At 44.4% G+C, this 17863-nt stretch carries 17 protein-coding genes, 1 tRNA gene and 1 pseudogene; 9 read left to right on the forward strand and 10 right to left on the reverse strand.

Annotated elements, in window-relative coordinates; all coding sequences use genetic code 11:
* Together ACX0G7_RS22650 and ACX0G7_RS22655 are read left to right on the forward strand one after the other, a co-directional pair.
* Window positions 1–168, forward strand: a 168-nt coding sequence (locus ACX0G7_RS22650) for an IS3 family transposase (protein ID WP_458925865.1), incomplete at its 5' end; no start/stop codon positions are given.
* Window positions 169–228: 60 nt separating this feature from the next.
* Window positions 229–645: a sensor histidine kinase gene (locus ACX0G7_RS22655; RefSeq protein ID WP_458925812.1), complete on the forward strand. Its 417-nt coding sequence runs from the start codon at window positions 229–231 to the stop codon at window positions 643–645.
* A 605-nt stretch (window positions 646–1250) separates the two neighbouring features.
* On the opposite strand, the gene ACX0G7_RS22660 is transcribed toward ACX0G7_RS22655, so the two are convergent.
* The 7 genes and pseudogenes from ACX0G7_RS22660 to ACX0G7_RS22690 form a co-directional block, all read right to left on the reverse strand.
* A complete protein-coding gene (locus ACX0G7_RS22660) occupies window positions 1251–2141 on the reverse strand; it encodes a site-specific integrase (protein ID WP_458925813.1) in 891 nt (296 codons plus the stop codon).
* Window positions 2142–2192: 51 nt separating this feature from the next.
* Window positions 2193–2393, reverse strand: a pseudogene (locus ACX0G7_RS22665) (Arm DNA-binding domain-containing protein); the annotation flags it as partial.
* A gap of 596 nt (window positions 2394–2989) precedes the next feature.
* A complete protein-coding gene (locus ACX0G7_RS22670; RefSeq protein ID WP_458925814.1) occupies window positions 2990–3316 on the reverse strand; it encodes a site-specific integrase in 327 nt (108 codons plus the stop codon).
* Window positions 3317–3443: 127 nt separating this feature from the next.
* Window positions 3444–3989, reverse strand: a complete 546-nt coding sequence (locus ACX0G7_RS22675; protein ID WP_458925815.1) for a phage integrase SAM-like domain-containing protein — start codon at window positions 3987–3989, stop codon at window positions 3444–3446.
* Between the two features lie 366 nt (window positions 3990–4355).
* Window positions 4356–4439: transfer RNA gene (locus ACX0G7_RS22680), tRNA-Leu, on the reverse strand.
* 157 nt (window positions 4440–4596) lie between these two features.
* A complete protein-coding gene (locus ACX0G7_RS22685) occupies window positions 4597–5805 on the reverse strand; it encodes a DMT family transporter (RefSeq protein WP_458925816.1) in 1209 nt (402 codons plus the stop codon).
* Window positions 5806–5816: 11 nt separating this feature from the next.
* Window positions 5817–6629 carry a 2,3,4,5-tetrahydropyridine-2,6-dicarboxylate N-succinyltransferase gene (locus ACX0G7_RS22690; protein ID WP_458925817.1) on the reverse strand — a complete coding sequence of 271 codons (813 nt, stop codon included), beginning with the start codon at window positions 6627–6629 and terminating at the stop codon, window positions 5817–5819.
* A 250-nt stretch (window positions 6630–6879) separates the two neighbouring features.
* Between ACX0G7_RS22690 and ACX0G7_RS22695 the strand changes: the two genes are divergently transcribed.
* From ACX0G7_RS22695 to miaA, 5 genes are all read left to right on the forward strand, one after another.
* Window positions 6880–7566, forward strand: a complete 687-nt coding sequence (locus tag ACX0G7_RS22695) for an L-threonylcarbamoyladenylate synthase (protein WP_458925818.1) — start codon at window positions 6880–6882, stop codon at window positions 7564–7566.
* Window positions 7567–7621: 55 nt separating this feature from the next.
* The gene (locus tag ACX0G7_RS22700) at window positions 7622–8620 is read left to right on the forward strand and encodes a glycosyltransferase family 9 protein (protein ID WP_458925819.1); all 999 of its coding nucleotides are present in this window, start codon (window positions 7622–7624) and stop codon (window positions 8618–8620) included.
* Between the two features lie 24 nt (window positions 8621–8644).
* A complete protein-coding gene (locus ACX0G7_RS22705; protein WP_458925820.1) occupies window positions 8645–10063 on the forward strand; it encodes a CCA tRNA nucleotidyltransferase in 1419 nt (472 codons plus the stop codon).
* A gap of 120 nt (window positions 10064–10183) precedes the next feature.
* Window positions 10184–10753, forward strand: coding sequence for an IS1096 element passenger TnpR family protein (locus ACX0G7_RS22710; protein ID WP_458925821.1), 570 nt, complete (start codon window positions 10184–10186; stop codon window positions 10751–10753).
* A 41-nt stretch (window positions 10754–10794) separates the two neighbouring features.
* Window positions 10795–11682: a tRNA (adenosine(37)-N6)-dimethylallyltransferase MiaA gene (gene miaA / locus ACX0G7_RS22715; RefSeq protein WP_458925822.1), complete on the forward strand. Its 888-nt coding sequence runs from the start codon at window positions 10795–10797 to the stop codon at window positions 11680–11682.
* A gap of 215 nt (window positions 11683–11897) precedes the next feature.
* Here the strand turns inward: miaA and ACX0G7_RS22720 are convergent, their stop codons facing one another.
* A complete protein-coding gene (locus tag ACX0G7_RS22720; RefSeq protein WP_458925823.1) occupies window positions 11898–13499 on the reverse strand; it encodes a hypothetical protein in 1602 nt (533 codons plus the stop codon).
* Between the two features lie 235 nt (window positions 13500–13734).
* Window positions 13735–14622 (reverse strand): hypothetical protein, encoded by an 888-nt coding sequence (locus ACX0G7_RS22725; RefSeq protein ID WP_458925824.1) that lies wholly within the window; start codon window positions 14620–14622, stop codon window positions 13735–13737.
* A gap of 262 nt (window positions 14623–14884) precedes the next feature.
* On the opposite strand from ACX0G7_RS22725, the gene proS reads away from it, so the two are divergent.
* Window positions 14885–16363 carry a proline--tRNA ligase gene (gene proS / locus ACX0G7_RS22730; RefSeq protein ID WP_458925825.1) on the forward strand — a complete coding sequence of 493 codons (1479 nt, stop codon included), beginning with the start codon at window positions 14885–14887 and terminating at the stop codon, window positions 16361–16363.
* Between the two features lie 108 nt (window positions 16364–16471).
* Window positions 16472–16927, forward strand: coding sequence for a hypothetical protein (locus tag ACX0G7_RS22735; protein WP_458925826.1), 456 nt, complete (start codon window positions 16472–16474; stop codon window positions 16925–16927).
* A 102-nt stretch (window positions 16928–17029) separates the two neighbouring features.
* Here ACX0G7_RS22735 and ACX0G7_RS22740 read toward each other — a convergent pair whose 3' ends face one another.
* Entirely contained in the window at window positions 17030–17797 is a 768-nt protein-coding gene (locus ACX0G7_RS22740) for an RDD family protein (RefSeq protein ID WP_458925827.1), read from the reverse strand.
* Window positions 17798–17863 lie beyond the last annotated feature (66 nt).

A 17863-nucleotide genomic window follows, 5' to 3' on the forward strand; every position in this document is an offset into this window, starting at 1 on the left:
GAATCCTGCTTCAGCAGATTGAAAGCAGAGCTAATCCAAGGCAAACACTACGAGAGCATTGAAGATGCCCGCATCGACGTTTTTGAATACATTGAAGCGTATTATAACAGAAAACGATTGCATTCAGGGATACAGTATCACAGCCCGGAAGCCTATGAGCAACTATAACAAAATAATCTACCTTTATGAGGGAGATCCATCACCGCGTGAAGAACAATCCACATTGTAATGAGCTTGCTTAGTTCACAGTGCGCATACATTGATAACAAAGATGCGCTGACAGCCATACATGACAGCCAGCATCGGCTCCAGGCGATGTCACTTATCCATCAGAAGTTATACAACACTGATAACGTTTCTTCAATTGAAATGTCTGTTTATATCCGGGAATTGGTAACCTACCTCTGTGATAGTTTCGATACAGGCCCACTGATTCGTTTTGCATACGATATAAAGCCAGTTGAGATAGACATAGGCCATGCAGTCCCCCTCGGTTTGATTCTTAATGAGTCAATTACTAACACGATTAAATACGCGTTTCCTGATGGAAGAAATCGATCGTTTCCATTTTACTTTCTGCAATGGGGCCACTCGAATATTTGCTATGTGTTTCAGATAATGGAGTTGGGATTCCTACACATTTAGAAATAAAGAAGGCGGGTTCGTTGGGTATGAGCCTTATGGCTGGTTTGAGCGAAGATTTAAATGGCAACTTTGCCATCGAAAATGATAATGGCACAACGATCAGAATATCATTTTTGATTCATCATCCCATTTTTCGCCGAGATTCCCTATCGCCATCTCTTACTTTGAGCAATTAGGTGGTTTATCACGTTGCGCTTACCTACCACCAATTGAAACCTGGAGAAGGAAGTTGCCGAAGGGGCTTTCTGAATCTACTATACTACCGTCTCAACATTCTTCCAGCTGTCATAATTGCTACTTGCCAAATTAACCTGCTTTTTTATCAGTTCCTGACACTTATGATTTTTTTGACTTCCAGCCAAGATCTTTTCGTTTTTGGCATAATCGTTTTGTTGCAAGAAATATCAAAATCTGGTGAGTGATTTGGTGAGTCTTTCATGAAAGGCAATTGGGACCGCTGCGTTCTTACGTACATCTAAACTTCGAACATCTGCTTTACCAGTGAGTAAAAATGATTCAGAGGTAACGCTACAGGTGCTTTTAACGAATACCTAAAAATGTCTCTCGTTCCGCCGCAAAAAGTAAGATACAATTCTGAACTTCAATTACCCCCGTTCCAAAAGCTTTTCCTCCAAGTGATTCATGTCTTCGCTTACCTTACTTTCCAAAACCTTGGCATATATCTGCGTCGTTGTGATTTTTGTGTGACCTAACATTCTACTGACTGTTTCTATTGGCACTCCGTTTGTTAAAGTGACAGTAGTGGCGAAAGTATGCCGGACCATGTGAAAAGTAGGGTTCTTACTGATCCCGCAAAGGGTTGCTATTTCTTTTAAATAGGCATTGGTCTTAATGTTTGTAATAACAGGAAGTACTCTTGAGTCAGCCGTTGCATTTTCAGGTCGATATTTTTTCAAAATTTCCATAGCTGCTGGCAATAAGGGAACATTCGACTTGGTATTTGTTTTCTGACGAAAAGTATAAATCCACTTTTTGCCATCGATGCCAACAACAATGTTCCCAAACGTCAGGTTTACCACATCGACATGTGCCAGTCCCGTGTAGCAACAAAAAACAAATATGTCTCTTATCCTTTCCAGCCGTTCAACATATAGCTCCTTGGTTTGAATCGCAGATAGCTCATCGTTTGTCAGGAAAGTTCTGTGAGATTTCTCTTGTTTTCCTTTGAAGCCTAAAAAAGGGTCTTTGATCAGCCAATTATTGATTACCGCTGTCTTGACCACTTTTCGAATGCGCTCAATATGTTTCAATGCCGCATTGTTTCCGCACGACCATCTGGTTCTTGCGAATCTTTCAAAGTCCAATATAAATCGTAGGTCAAGCTGGTGGAAAGCAATGTCTCTTAGACGGCAATGATCGCGGAGAAATTCTTTTAGATGGCCATTGGTAACTTTCCAGTTCTTAACAGTGCCTTTCGCAACGCCAGAATTCTCCCTGATTTCCATGTCTTGTACTACTAGTTGAAATTGTGCCAAAAGGAGTCGTTTTTTGTGGTCCAAACCAACTAATTCGTTTTTTATGGATTCCGCACTGATAATCTTCCCTTGTTCGAGAAAGCGATTATAAATCTCTTGAATCCGATGTTCGAAGGTGACGATGCCCGCATTGAGCCGTTTCGACTCATCGCTAGTACCGTTAACTCGACCCTTTTGACAGTTCCATTTGACTTTTGGAACATTGATCCTGGTAGATACCTCAGTGGGTGTGGAGTCGACTGTAATGCGAATATATACTCGGCATTTCCGGTATCCGCACTTTTAACCTTTCTCAAAAATGCCAATACTGCAAAACTGTGTTTCTTATTCATCGTTAATTTTTTAAGATAAAAAAAGCGGTGAATTTTGACTGTGAATTTTGCTCAAATCAACTAGAATTTTTCACAGTTTTTCCTAACTGTGATCTTTGTAAATGCAAACTGGTAGTACGATGCGGCGAAATCCAGTGAACTGCGGTTTCAACATGTGACCAGTTCACCGGTTAGTTCACTGGAATTATGCAACAGATTGACATTTTTTGATATACCCGACAACAAAAAACCCAGCAAAATCAGGTGTTTTGCTGGGATCTGATATCATTTGATATCTGTAGTTGTGACCGCGTCAGGATTCAAACCTGAAACCGTCTCATCCGTAGTGACATGCTTTAGTACACTGACTCGTCCAATTCAATTCGATGATTCAGACGTTCATAACCGTCATAACGGTGTCTGCTTACATAACAGCTTTCCATAACCCCTAATGATTAGCAGGAATTGTCTCGATACTTGGCAATAATGAAATGATGGTCGCTTGATCCTTCGGTCGGTGCCTTTTGTAAGTGGTTCTCACTTGGATGTATGGCCCATTAAATATGCCACAGTAGCGTCATCGACATTTTTATCCTGTAGTAATATCGAAAAACTCAATCTCGCACAAGACCAGGTCACTTGCTTCTCTATCCTCGCACTCTTCATCCATTCTTGTAATACTCTATTACAACCGTCATTGCTGGGCAAAGAAAAAACTTTTCTTTCCCCGGCTTCCTCCGGCAGCTTTTTGCGTCTTTTTGCCAGGATCGCCTTTGCAACCGAGTGAAGCGAAAGTATAACCGGCTGACCGGTCTTCTTCTGATGATTCTTGTAATTAACTCGTCTCCTGCTAAATCTTTCCATCTTAACGACCTTACGTCGACATACCTAAGACCCGTATAGCATGAAAAAATGAAACCCTCCCGCACCTCTGCATTTCAACACGGAGTAACATGCAGCTTGGTATATTCCTCCACTTCGAGATTAGCCTTCAACTTTTTTTACTGGGATTAGATTTCGTCTTAATATTCTCGCTCGGGTTATACCGGAAGTAACCTTCTTTGGTGGCAGATTTTAGCACCCATTTAAACCGTGCATAATAATTTGCCGGTGTATCACCAGTAAACCTGTCGAGCAGGTATTGCCTGAACCGTTTGCAAAGGTTTTCCGTCACCTCTATCGTACTCAGATAGTCAGTCTTCAAAAACGTCCGGAAATGCTTTAGACTTCCTTCCATATGGCGATTACCGGCCCGCTTGTTCTTCTCGACATACTCTCGATAAAAGTCGAGGAAGTTCGGCTTGAATTTATGGGAGGGGATATAGCCGGTTCCTGTTGACTGATGCTCCAAAATCAGTTGTGACTTCTTCAAGTCCAATAACGCCAGTGCCTCTTTGTTGTGATTCCTTTCAACCTGGGTTTTTGGCTTGTTATAAATAAAAATTCCGGTCGCTGGTCGCTGTCCTGCTTTGCGGCCAAAGTCATAATAAAAATAGCTCCGGCTTCCATCTTGGCTGTTCCTTTTCACAAAGTCCATAACTCACAATTTTTAGCGTTCCAAAAAGCGTGTCAAGTTATGTGTCATTTGTGAGACCGTGACACACAAAAAATGAATAAGTGTGTCATAGGATGTCATGACCCGCAAACAAAGTTCTGGACTGCCATTCAAGCGAATACTATGATATTTCGGAGAGTGTTTCAGCGGACGCGAATCCTGAAAAACGATCAAAAGTGTGCTGGTCGTGTGCTGCTGGCGTGCTGGTCGTGTGCTGACGGTAGCTAATTTTTGGTCATGTGTCATTTATGTGTCGTTTTGAGTGGTAGAAAGCGAAAAAAAGCGGGAAAAAACGACATCAAGACATAAAAAAAGCCTTGTAAATCAATGACCTACAAGACTTCCAAGTGCCCAGGACTGGATTCGAACCAGCACATCCTTGCGAACGCTGCGACCTGAACACAGTGCGTCTACCAATTTCGCCACCTGGGCATCATTTATAGATTCCGAAAAATCTATTCAGGGGTGCAAATATAGGGAAGTTTGAAAAGTCGTCCCAAATCTCAACAGGGAATTATTTCTAAATCGCTGGTTTTCTTGAGATTTTTCTCATTCGTCGAAGGATTGTTCACCAACGTCGAAGGATTGTTCACTTGTAGCTGGCCTTATTCGCTTCCGGCTCCAAAGAAGGCTTCTTTTTCCAGGCAGTCAACAGGATTCCAGATATAACCAGTGCAGTCCCAAACACCTGGGCGGCAATGATTCTTTCCCCAAGTATAAAATGTGCCTGGATGATTGTCGATACCGGTCCGATGCTTGAAATAATGGCCACGTTATTGGAGCCAATCCTTTTCATACCATTCGAAATCATAAAAGAAGGAATAACCGTTGCCATCAGGGCCAACAACATTCCATAAATCCAAAAATCACTTCCGCCGTTTAATTGCTGGTAATCTCCCCGCAACAAATAATGTGTGAAGATGCCCGTAGTCGAGGCGAGCATAGCATAGGCGGTGAATTTGTTCCCACCGATAACAGGAATGATCCTGCCACTGCCGGCTATATAAATAGAGTAGGTGATGGCACAAAGAAATATCAGCAAACTACCCAGGATGAAGTTGGGATTACCGGATTCAATTCTCATTTCTCCGATATAAGCTATAACAATGCCCAGGTATGTTAGGGCAAGCGCTGCAATCTGGATCCGGGTGATCTTTTGTTTGAAGAAAAAAGTATTGATCAATACAGCGAAGCTGGGATATAAAAACAGGATCAACCGTTCAAGCCCGGCTGAGATATACTGCAAACCTATAAAATCAAACAAACTGCTCAGATAGTACCCGAATAATCCCAGCACAATTACGGTTAGCCATTGCCGACCGGTCAAGCGCAAATTGGTTTTGTCACTACTCGTTAATATGGCGGCAGCCACAAAAAAAGGTAATGAAAACAGCATTCGCAAAGCCAGCAAACTTAATACGTCCATTGGGGTGTCGGCAAAAGCTTTCTTTACGATGATTGCCTTTGTTGAGAACAGGATGGATCCGAAAAAGGTGATCAGGAAGCCAGCAAGAGTTACGGTATTGCTCCGGATAATTGCTGCACTCCCGGCGACCGCTCCGCCTGGTTCAACGGTCGATGCACCGGCAGCGCTAGCGACATCTGCCACCGGGTTACCGGCCGGAGTATCTGCACTCCCTGCGTCCGCTCCGGCTGGTTCAACGGTCGATGCACCGGGGGCGCTAGCGACATCTGCCACCGGGTTACCGGGAAAGTCGCTTGCATCGCCGGCGACTTCTCCGGCCTGTGCATCTTTCGTCAACCTGGTATTATTGTTTTCCCCGGGTTCGGTAGTCATGAGCGCTCAATTTATACACTCACATTAAAGTCCCTCAAAGCGTCATTCAGACTTGTTTTAAGATCCGTGCTTGGCTTACGCTGGCCAATGATCAGCGCGCAGGGAACCTGGTATTCGCCCGCAGGGAATTTTTTTGCATAGGTGCCCGGAATTACGACGCTTCTTGCCGGTACACGACCACGGTACTCAACGGGTTCGTCACCACTCACGTCAATGATCTTTGTGCTTTTTGTGAGCACTACGTTTGCACCAAGTACCGCCTCTTTTTCTACGATCACTCCCTCAACAACTATACAGCGGCTGCCGATAAAACATCCATCTTCCACGATAACCGGGCTTGCCTGTAAAGGCTCCAATACACCGCCGATACCAACTCCACCACTTAAATGCACACCTTTCCCGATCTGCGCACAACTTCCGACAGTCGCCCAGGTATCAACCATACTGCCTTCATCCACGTAAGCACCGATGTTGACATAAGAAGGCATCAGCACCACATTTTTCCCAACAAAAGCACCATAACGGGCCACTGCATGCGGCACAGCACGCACACCCAATGATTTATAGTCAGATTTCAGCAGCATCTTATCATAAAACTCGAAGGGAGGAATGGTCCAGGTCTGCATGGTCTGAATACCAAAATACATAAGAATGGCCTGTTTCACCCATTCGTTCACCTGCCAGCCATCAGCACCGGGTGAAGCCACACGCAGACGCCCCTTATCAACTTCCTCGATCACATTTTTTACTGCCGATTTATGCTTTTCATCCTGCAAAAGATCACGATTCGCCCAGGCTTCCGCTACCAGATTTTTCAATTCCATTTATTAAAATTTTGTGCAAACATAAAGAAGTCCGGTTAAATCGGTCAAATTCACTGGCTATCGTCTAATACATGAAAGAATATATTTGTCCCCTGCGAATTGACCAATAATTAACCCCGGCCATCTTCCAAATGATGAAAGTGTGTAAAGGCCGAAAGAAAATGCTGGTAGAGTACCCCCCACAGGCGCGATAATGAAAGAACATTATGTCCGTCGGAAATGCAATACTCATAACCCCTGCCGTCCCTAAATGATAAAAGATCATAATGGTCCCGCGAATTCCATAATAATCAACCAGGCTGTCTCCATAAGTAATTCATTTAACTTTGCGGCGATCCACCTAACAACGGATTTCAAGTTTACAATAATGGACTTCTCGCACGACCTGGAAAATTGCCTGCAGGTATTACACGCAGGTGGAATTATACTTTATCCTACAGACACCGTCTGGGGTATCGGCTGCGATGCCACTAATCCTTCAGCAGTACAAAAGATCTTTCAGCTGAAAAAACGCGAAGAATCAAAATCAATGATCGTCCTGATTGCGGATGAACGTGACCTGATCCAATATGTGGCTCATGTTGATCTCGCTGTATTCAACTATCTCGACACAGTAACCAAACCAACAACGGTTATCTATGACGGTGCCATCGGCCTGGCCGATAACCTGGTTGCCGGTGACGGATCCATCGCTATCCGCATTGTAAAAGAAGATTTCTGTCGTCACCTTATCAAACGATTCCGTAAACCAATTGTGTCTACCTCGGCTAATATTGCGGGTGAAAAAACGCCGTCAAATTTTTCCGAAGTTGCTGACGCGATAAAAAACGGGGTTGATTATATAGTAAACTATCGCCAGGACGATAACAGTTCCAGGCAGGCATCAGCGGTCGTGCGTTGGGACGAAAAAACGGGAGTGAAGGTGTTGCGCGATTAAATGCGGTTTGCCGGATACATCACATCAACTCCACATTTCGTAACTTTGCGCCTCCATGCAGCAAATCCTGATCATACAAACCGCATTTATTGGTGATGTTGTGCTCGCAACCGGTCTCATCGAAAAATTACATCGCTATTTCCCGGAAGCGAAAATTGACTTCCTCCTTAGAAAAGGCAATGAAGGTTTACTCCTGGGGCATCCTTATCTCCGCGAAGTACTGATCTGGGATAAAAAGTCAAATAAAAATATCAACTTGTATAAGCTCCTGAAAAAGATCAGGAAAACCGGTTACGATAAGATCATCAATGTACAGCGATTTGCTGCCACGGGAATGCTTACCGCCTTCTCCGGCGCAGCTGAAAAGATCGGGTTCGATAAAAATCCCCTGAGTGTTTTTTTCACCCAAAAAGTCGGACATGTGATCGGCAGCGAAGACAAAATACATCACGAGATTGATCGTAATGTCCGGCTCATCAGTTCATTCACCGATGATGTTCCGGAGAAACCCGTGCTTTATCCAACATCCGCTGATGAAAACAGGGTAGCACAATATAAACTGCGGCCATACATCACTGTTTCACCTTCATCAATCTGGTTTACCAAACAATACCCGGTAGATAAATGGGTAAGCTTCATAGACCAGGTGCCGCCACAATACAATATCTACTTACTCGGTGCACCATCCGACCAGGAAAGGGGAGAGAAAATAATCGCAAAAAGTACCCAGGGTTCTGTGATCAATCTCTGCGGCCATCTTAATTTTCTCCAGTCAGCAGCATTGATGAGAGATGCATTGATGAACTATGTGAACGACTCTGCACCCATGCATTTTGCCTCTGCAGTAAATGCACCGGTCACTGCTGTCTATTGTTCCACGCTGCCTTCATTTGGATTCGGTCCCTTATCAGACAACAGCCATATCGTGGAAGTGCCATATCCGCTCGCCTGCAGGCCATGCGGATTACACGGTCGCGATGCCTGTCCGCTCGGGCATTTCAAATGTGCCTTTGATATAAAGGATGAACAATTACTTCAGCACGTATTCGGTTAACAAGCTCCTTCGTACATTTGCAAAATGGAGATTGATTGTTCAGAGAAGGAACTATTCATATTTAAAAAGGTGGCACATGCGGCAGCAGATGCGGGTTTTCCCTGTTATCTTATCGGCGGTTTCGTGCGTGACAAGATCATCGGCCGCAAAACAAAGGATGCTGATATCGTGTGTATCGGCGATGGTATTTTTCTTGCCCATAAAGTAGCCGAAAGATTTTCACCAAAACCCTCAGTTGCTTTTTTCAAAACTTACGGTACCGCACAAATCAAACTTGAAGACTTCGAAATGGAATTTGTTGGTGCCAGGCGCGAAAGTTATGGCTATCATAGCCGCAACCCGGAAGTGGTACCAGGGACACTGAAAGATGACCAGGAACGCCGGGATTTTACCATCAATGCGCTCGCCATCAGCCTCAACGAATCCGATTACGGTAAACTGATCGACCCTTTTGGCGGTGTTTATGATATTGAAAAAAAGATCATCCAGACTCCGCTCGATCCGCTTCAGACCTTCAGCGATGATCCACTGCGGATGATGCGCGCCATCAGGTTTGCTTCTCAATTGCATTTCACTATCGAAGCAAAAACCTTCCAGGCAATAAAAGACAATGCTCACCGGATGAGGATCATTTCACAGGAACGTATAACCGAAGAACTGAACAAAATTCTGCTGAGTTCAAAACCATCTATTGGGCTGGACCTTTTGTACCAGTCGGGCTTGCTGCATATCATCTTTCCGCTGATGACGGAGTTGGCCGGTGCAGAATATATTGACGGGCATGGGCATAAAGACAATTTCTATCACACCTTGCAGGTGATTGATAACATAAGCAAAAATACCGATGATCTCTGGCTGAGATGGGCAGCGTTATTACATGATATCGCCAAACCAGCAACAAAAAAGTTTGAAAAAGGACATGGGTGGACCTTTCATGGCCATGAAACACTCGGTGGCAGAATGGTGCCAAAAATTTTTACAAAACTGAAACTGCCGCAGAACGAAAAAATGCGGCTGGTAAAAAAACTGGTGGAACTGCATCTCCGGCCCATAAGCCTTACCAAGGAAAATATTACTGATTCCGCGGTTCGCAGGCTCTTGTTTGATGCCGGCGAAGACATTGAAGCACTTATGATGCTCTGTGAGGCAGATATCACTTCAAAAAACAAACAGAAAGTAAAACGTTACCTGGAAAACTTTGAACATGTTCGTGAGAGGATGAAAGAGGTTGAAGAAAAAGATCAGCTCCGGAACTGGCAACCACCGATCACCGGCGAAATGATCATGGACATTTTTAAATTGCCTCCTTCCCGTCCAGTCGGAGATCTTAAAAATGCCATCCGGGAAGCCATCCTTGATGGCGAAATTGAAAACAGCTATGAGTCAGCCTATGCGTTTATGCTGGCCAAGGCCGGCGAAATGGGCATCACCATTAACGGTTAGCACATTTGTTTCGATCAGCCAAATATGATTGGAACCGCTCCGGTGGTACAATAGTTGTGAATATTATATTACATTTGAAGCTTAATTTTTTCCGGCTTTATTTACACAAATCAAATCAGGATGGCGATATTAAAATTCAGGGTATATTTTGAGGAGGATGACAGTATCTACCGCGACATTGCAATCAAGCATAAGCAGACGTTTCTGCAATTGCACCAGGCAATCCTGAAAGCCTATGAATTTGATAACAAACACCAGGCAACTTTTACCAGGAGCAATGATCAATGGGTAAAGGGAAGGGAGATCAGCCTGGAAAAATATGACAAGCCATATAAGGTGCCACCACTGATCATGGAAGAAACGCCTATTGGTACAGAGATCAAGGATCCGAATCAACGATTTACCTATCTATATGATTTCGCACGAAACTGGCACTTCCAGATCGAACTGATCAATGTTTCCAAAGAAGAAAATCCAAAGCTGGATTATCCCGTGATTGTTAAGACAGAAGGAATCGCTCCATCACAGTACGGCACAAAAGGGCTGGTAGGTGACAAGCTTGCGGAGATGGAAGAGAAATACGATCTCACTGCCGGAACCGAAGGTTTTGGAGAAGAGGGGGAAGATGATGGCTTGTCTGATACCGATAACGACCAGGAAGAAGCAGTGGATGATAAAGAAGAGATCTGATAAACCTCGTCCCCGATAACCAGGAGGTCGTTCCACAACACATGAACAAAACGGTTATTATCATTGCTGGTCCCACTGCCGCCGGTAAAACCGCAGTTGCGCTAAGGCTTGCCCGACATCTGCAAACAGAGATCATCTCTGCTGATTCCAGGCAATGTTATCGCGAGATGGACATCGGCGTCGCAAAGCCCTCGCCGGAAGAATTGCAAAGCGTTCATCATTATTTTATCAACAGCCATTCTATTCACCAGCCGGCAAACGCAGCTGACTTTGAGGCCTATGCGCTCAATGCCGCGGCAAAGATATTTTCAAAAAATGATATGGCGGTCATGGTCGGCGGCACCGGTCTTTACATTAAGGCGTTTTGCGAGGGACTTGATAATATACCACCTGTAGATCCCGCCTTACATGAAGAGATAAATGCCAGCTACAATAATCTTGGGCTGGCATGGCTCCAAGAGGAAGTCAGCAGGCTTGACCCTTTGTATTATGCCAGTGGTGAAGTTGAGAACCCCCATCGTTTGTTAAGGGCATTGGAAGTTATTAAGGCTACAGGCCAGTCGATCCGGCACTTTCAGACCAATAACAAGAAACAAAGAGATTTCAATATTCTTAAATTCGGTATTGTCCCACCCAAAGCGATCTTACACAAGCAAATTGAAAAAAGGGTCGACCAGATGATCGAAGCCGGGCTCGTTGACGAAGTGAAAAACCTCGTCCCTTATAAATCGATTCCACCGCTGAGAACGGTTGGTTATACAGAGATCTTTGACTACCTCGAACAAAAAGTTAATCTTGACACCGCTATAGAAAATATAAAGATCCATACGCGTCAATATGCCAAACGGCAAATGACCTGGTTCCGAAAAGACCCTGAAATACGCTGGTTCGCACCGGATGTCGAACTACCGCTGGATGATTACTTATGAATGATATTAATGATGCCCGGGCGATTAACTACAGGTCGATAAAGGGGTATGAATGATTATTAATGGTCAGCCAGCCCGGGCCATTAACTACAGGTCGATGAAGGGATATGAATGATTATTAATGCTCAGCCCAGTCCATCCTCAACCGCTGGATAACTTTCATGAACGAATGTTCACAGGCAACACTTCAATCATTATCTCCGACAAAAAAAACCCTATCTGAACTTAAACCCGAGCGTCAGCAACACCGTCCCATTGCTTTCCTTCAAAGCTGCATAAGTGTTGTCTTTATCAGTGAGGCGATAAGGAAAGTTTACATCCCTGTTCAGGCTATGAACATAAGTGAGATCCACAAATATTCCGCGGTTGCGATAACCGAGGCCGCCACTGATATTCATCCTTCTTGGTTTCAAAGTATTTTCATCGGTTTCTCCATATTTGAATGACTTCTCCTCATATGGATTACCATAGTACGCAAAACCAAGTCTGCCCATGATCGTATTAAACTTCAACTCGCCACCCACACGGAAATTAAAGGCTCCCTTATAAACATCTTTTACCGTTGAATTTACGGCATCATAGTAATCTTCGTTTTGTTGATCATCAGTTGAACGGAACTTTGACGAGCCATGAGTAACGTATTCAATATCCGCAGTAATAAAACCTTTCTGCTGTGTAACATCTTCCACTTCGTGCAAAACATAGGCACCACTGACCATAAATTTCCAAGGTGTAACCATATCATACTGGTATTCCGGTATGCCATATCCAAATTGAGTGTAGATAGAATCAGCCGTTGCCACCCGGACATTTCTCCCGGCGGGAAAGTAATTTTCAAGATCGGTTTCAATCCGACCGGTAGTTTGTTCGGATAGGGCATACCATGATGGAGTGTGAATCCCTAAACCAATTCTCAGTTGCGTTGCTGGTTTAAAAATTACGCCCAGCTTAGCATTGATCCCGACACCACTTGATTCATATTCTTCAAGATATTCAGCATATCCGAAATTGTTGTTGGTAACACCGGTGGCATCTGTCTCACGTAATACAAAGCTGCGTTTGTAGTTCATAATCGGAACGCCTAACCCGGCCCCGAAATAGATCTTATCATCCATGTTGGCTGCAAAACCAAATGCAAGTTCAGTAATGCCGCCTTTCGTGGTTGTTGTTTTTTCCTGGTCGAATAAGACGGCGGTATTTTTGATCGTTGCATCTCTGAGGGGCAGGCCCACCACCTCAGTCTGACCCGTGATGGTTGCTGTATCGATCAGGTAGGTATAGTTAGCAAGTTTGGTTCCAAGCGATAGGGGAGCGTCATATAAGGTTGTAGATATATCAAGTCCCGAAGCTGCAAATTCTTCTGCAAACGATTCAGAGAAGGAACTATAATTATTCTGGCCTTTATAATACTGCGTGTTGTTGAAGTTAGCCATGCGGTTAATACCTATGCCAAAAGTCTTATTTCTCCATTTGCTGTTGTTATCTGCCCAGCTCAAAACAAAACCTGTTGTACCGAAATTGAATTTTGTGATGTTGTCAGAGTTTGCTTCCGTTCCGCGATAGATACCGGTCCCTTTATTAAAACTGACGCCAGGGCTTATAACAAACTCTCCTTTTTTATACATCCCTAAACCTGCCGGGTTCACAAACAAGGTTGTGATCTCACCACCCAGCGAACCCATCGCTCCGCCGATTGCCTGGTTTCTCGCTGTTCCCGAGGGAGTGTTCCAGCTCATCCTGATCGCATCCTCAGGAACCTGGGCAGTTAATTGCTGTGAACAAATTACCATTCCTAATACATAAACTATCCTTTTCATATTGCTTCTCCGATTGTCGTTATTTTCTTTTTGATTTATTCACCCCAGCGTTCGCGGCTTAGTGAGTAAACATCGCCCACCTATCAATGAGTATGGTACATTGCCAGCCAGCAGTCGTCTGCGATGACTCACAAAACCAGTTTGTAAATAATTCTCACAAAAAAAGGAGGAATCAAAATTCAGGATAATCCTTAAATCGTGTTCCTCCTTATTATGAAGTATCGAAATAATTTGTTTAGTTTCTGCCTGGACGACTACCGGTACTTCCACCGCCGCCAGAAGAACTGGAACCACCAACGCTGCCGCCACTGCTACCTGTGCTCTGGGTACGAACAGGTGAGGAGTTATTGCTGGAAGATGGAGAATATGATCTCACCGGCCTGTCATTATTTGGCGAATAATATGATCCATTTTCAGCCCTCGAGTTACTATTATTCGAGCCATTTGAGAACACGCGGCGTATGCTTGTTCCGAGCGTTGTGGTGTTGGAATTGTTATATCCGCTTTGGCCAGCCGGACGGGTTGATCCCGGACGCGCTGTGGCACCTCTTGTATTCGAATTATTAAAAGACCTGTTTGAATAGGTGTTCGGGTTGAAGCTTCTTACGCGAGTATTAGCCGTTGGACCAGGTTTGCCGATAATCACACCTCCGCCATAATAAGGATTGTAGTAATTGTTCCAACCATAATAGTTGTTGTAATAATTACCGAAACTCAAACCAAGGCCCAGGCCTCCGTAAGTCCATGGACTGTATCCGAATGAACTTCCGTAACCATAACCCCATCCTCCATATCCGCCGTAAGCCATGCTGTTATAACCCATGCCCATGTATGGCATGCCTGCATAGCCCATTCCGCCATAACCATAGTCGTCAAAAGCACTCCACATCCCGCGGTTTCTCACGCGCATTCTCAACACACGGTCGTCCTGGGAAAGATATTCGCCATCGTCGGTCCTGTATCTGCCCGCCGGTTCAGTTTTGTCGGTCTGTACATAGGCAGCAGCTTCATCGCGGCCGGGTGAAAAATAAACATCGTCAGGAGTCTGAGCGGTCCTGTACACAGATGAGCAACTGCTTAAAGCAATTACTACTATACTGGAAAATATGAATGCGGACTTCATTTTAAGTGTTTTAATATTTTACGGCTTAACTTGTTATTTTTGCGTTAGCCTCATGAAGTTACAACAAAATGAGGTGTAGTGGTAATAAAATGCCAGGCCGCGATTGTTAAAATTTAGGTTAATAAATACCTGAGAACCAGTTCATGAGGGCTGGATTCATCTTTCCCGGATTAAAACTTATTAATGTCGCCCGGATATCAGATATCCTTAAAAATATTGTGCCGCAACTGGTGCATATAACAAAAGAACTATACGAGAAATTATGAGCAAAGAGATTACTTCCAGGAGCCAGGATTATTCGCAGTGGTACAACGATCTTGTTATTAAAGGCAGCCTAGCTGATTATTCAGCCGTCCGTGGCTGCATGGTCATAAAACCCTATGGTTATGCGCTTTGGGAAAATATGCGGGATGCGCTGGACAAAATGTTCAAGGATACCGGGCACGTAAATGCGTATTTCCCGCTGTTCGTCCCAAAAAGCCTTTTTGAGGCCGAGGAAAAAAACGCGGAGGGCTTTGCCAAAGAATGCGCGGTTGTGACCCATTACCGCCTCAAAGCAAATCCCGATAAAAAGGGTTCATTGATGGTTGATCCGGATTCAAAACTGGAAGAGGAACTGATCGTGCGACCAACCAGCGAGGCCATCATCTGGAACACCTATAAGGGCTGGATCCAGTCTTACCGTGATCTTCCATTGCTGATCAACCAGTGGGCAAATGTGGTGAGGTGGGAAATGCGCACCCGTTTGTTCCTCCGTACCGCAGAGTTTCTCTGGCAGGAAGGTCATACGGCTCATGCCACGGCCCAGGAAGCAGTTGCTGAAGCAGTGCAGATGCTTCATGTGTATGCCGATTTCGCTGAAAACTGGATGGCGCTCCCGGTGATCAGGGGGTTGAAATCTGAAAGTGAAAGATTTGCCGGTGCCCTTGACACTTACTGCATTGAAGCCCTGATGCAGGATGGCAAAGCCCTCCAGGCCGGAACCTCTCATTTCCTTGGACAGAATTTTGCCAAAGCCTTTGATGTAAAGTTTTCGGATAAGGAAAACAAACTGGATTATGTATGGGCCACCAGCTGGGGAGTAAGTACCAGGCTGATCGGGGCCCTGGTTATGGCTCACAGCGATGACGAGGGGCTAATACTTCCCCCAAGAATTGCGCCTATGCAGGTGGTTATTGTGCCTATTTATAAAGGACCCGAGCAAAATGTACTGATCAACGAAAAAGGCGCAGAGCTGGTAAAACAGCTTAAAGCAGCCGGCATAAGGGTGAAATTTGATGACAACGACAATAATCGCCCGGGCTGGAAATTCGCCGAGTATGAAAAAAAGGGTGTACCGCTCAGGGTAGCAATCGGCGCCCGTGATATTGAGAACAATTCAGTGGAAGTCGCCCGCCGTGACACAAGGGAGAAACAGACCATCTCACTCGATGGCTTCACCGATACCATCAACGCGTTGCTCGAAGAAATTCAGCAGGCCATGTATAACAAGGCGCTTGCTTTCCGGGATGAGCATATTACCCGGGTCGATAACTGGGAAGATTTCCAGTCGGTACTGCAGAGTAAAGCCGGTTTCATCTCGGCACATTGGGACGGCACCCCTGAAACAGAAGATAAGATCAAGGAACTTACAAAAGCAACAATCCGGTGCATCCCCCTGAACAACGAACAGGAGGAGGGCAGTTGTGTGCTTACGGGTAAACCAAGCACCCAGAGGGTATTGTTTGCACAGGCTTATTAAAGGATTGATCGGTATAAGTCGGGGGTTAGAGGTTGATTGTATTTATGCGGTATTATGCTTATTTTGTACACATTAAAATAAATAACCCTTTAACCCCCAACCAATTTTATGGAACAATCCACTAACCTTTTCGAATTACACGTAGATCACAACGGTTCAGTATTTCTCCGCGAAGTTGCCAAATGGTCAAAATTTCTTTCTATCGTTGGATTTGTCGGAATGGGTCTCGCAATGCTGTTCCTGATTTTTGCCGGAAGTTTTTCCTCAACAATACTTAACAATCCAGCTTATGGAGGTTCAAACAGTATGTATGCGGGCTCGTTTTTCCAGATAGTATTCCTGGGCGCATTTATGCTGATTTATTTTTTCCCCTGTTTGTACCTGTTCAGGTTTGCTACTAAAATGCAGGTGGCTTTACGCAACAATGACCAGGATACTTTGAATGCCTCATTTGAAAACCTCAAATCGTGTTTCAAGTTCATCGGCATTTTTACAATTGTCATCCTGTCAATATACGCGTTGGCCCTGCTCGTTGGCTTGTTTGCATTAGGAAGCATGATGTAACAATGTTCCGGTATTTCAGATTGACTATATTAAAAGGAATAAAACTGGCCGGTAGATGAGCTAACGCTTGGAAAATCTGGCAGGTTTTGGTCTGTAAATGCTTTAGTTGGAGGAATAATAATTATAGTCCTTCAGCAGTGTCTTCAGGAAGTCTGGTGGATCCTGGTCGCTTTCCATTTTTAATTTGGATTTGATACGGTCGGCAATTTTCATCGCGAGCTCATAGTCATTCTTCTTTTTCACTGACTCGATGATGCTTTTGAGTGTATTGATGTCCCGGTCGCTAAGCTGCATCACCATGGGATACCTGGGCTGATAATCCGACTCCAGTTCGGTGAATACCGTATCCTCCCATGATGTCCGGTTTTTCAGGTCAATAATTATGGTATCCGCAAGGATATCGCCTATACGTTGTGAACGTTCAGAAAATATCACAGCAGCCAGGCCAATAAATACCAGGGGGAATAAATACCAGGGAAGGTCATTGTTAAGAATGCTGAATAATAATAATAGTGGAAAATCGATAAGTCGGAATACCCATCTTATAAGGTACTGGCTGATCCCCGGCTGGCCGCCCTGGGCAGTGATAACCCGGATATTCATCAGTTTCTTACCCAGGCTTTGACCGTTCAGGACAATTTCACAAACCAGGTGATAAAACAGCACAGGCATACCGAGAAGGATCTCTTTCCAATGCCAGTTTCCTGTCCAGATAAAAAACGACGGGATATGAAAGATCAGTGAAACGATCTTAACATAAACCCAGCAAACCAGCAGGTCAGTCAGCCAGGCAATAAGACGTTTATGAAATGGAGTTACCGCAAATTCTACCTGTATGTTAAATCCTGTATCGAGTTTGACCAATCCCATGCAATCATAAATTTAATATTTAATAGTTATAATTCTAAATTGTATATTGGTAAAACCTTAATAGTG

It is taken from the genome of Flavitalea antarctica (assembly GCF_054461535.1).

Excerpts from the sequence above, each read along its gene's own strand:
- ACX0G7_RS22655 (WP_458925812.1), top strand. The coding sequence starts at position 229 with ATGAGCTTGCTTAGTTCACAGTGCGCATACATTGATAACAAAGATGCG.
- ACX0G7_RS22670 (WP_458925814.1), bottom strand. The coding sequence starts at position 3,316 with ATGGAAAGATTTAGCAGGAGACGAGTTAATTACAAGAATCATCAGAAG.
- ACX0G7_RS22675 (WP_458925815.1), bottom strand. The coding sequence starts at position 3,989 with ATGGACTTTGTGAAAAGGAACAGCCAAGATGGAAGCCGGAGCTATTTT.
- ACX0G7_RS22685 (WP_458925816.1), bottom strand. The coding sequence starts at position 5,805 with ATGACTACCGAACCCGGGGAAAACAATAATACCAGGTTGACGAAAGAT.
- ACX0G7_RS22690 (WP_458925817.1), bottom strand. The coding sequence starts at position 6,629 with ATGGAATTGAAAAATCTGGTAGCGGAAGCCTGGGCGAATCGTGATCTT.
- ACX0G7_RS22695 (WP_458925818.1), top strand. The coding sequence starts at position 6,880 with ATGATAAAAGATCATAATGGTCCCGCGAATTCCATAATAATCAACCAG.
- ACX0G7_RS22700 (WP_458925819.1), top strand. The coding sequence starts at position 7,622 with ATGCAGCAAATCCTGATCATACAAACCGCATTTATTGGTGATGTTGTG.
- ACX0G7_RS22705 (WP_458925820.1), top strand. The coding sequence starts at position 8,645 with ATGGAGATTGATTGTTCAGAGAAGGAACTATTCATATTTAAAAAGGTG.
- ACX0G7_RS22710 (WP_458925821.1), top strand. The coding sequence starts at position 10,184 with ATGGCGATATTAAAATTCAGGGTATATTTTGAGGAGGATGACAGTATC.
- miaA (WP_458925822.1), top strand. The coding sequence starts at position 10,795 with ATGAACAAAACGGTTATTATCATTGCTGGTCCCACTGCCGCCGGTAAA.
- ACX0G7_RS22720 (WP_458925823.1), bottom strand. The coding sequence starts at position 13,499 with ATGAAAAGGATAGTTTATGTATTAGGAATGGTAATTTGTTCACAGCAA.
- ACX0G7_RS22725 (WP_458925824.1), bottom strand. The coding sequence starts at position 14,622 with ATGAAGTCCGCATTCATATTTTCCAGTATAGTAGTAATTGCTTTAAGC.
- proS (WP_458925825.1), top strand. The coding sequence starts at position 14,885 with ATGAGCAAAGAGATTACTTCCAGGAGCCAGGATTATTCGCAGTGGTAC.
- ACX0G7_RS22735 (WP_458925826.1), top strand. The coding sequence starts at position 16,472 with ATGGAACAATCCACTAACCTTTTCGAATTACACGTAGATCACAACGGT.
- ACX0G7_RS22740 (WP_458925827.1), bottom strand. The coding sequence starts at position 17,797 with ATGGGATTGGTCAAACTCGATACAGGATTTAACATACAGGTAGAATTT.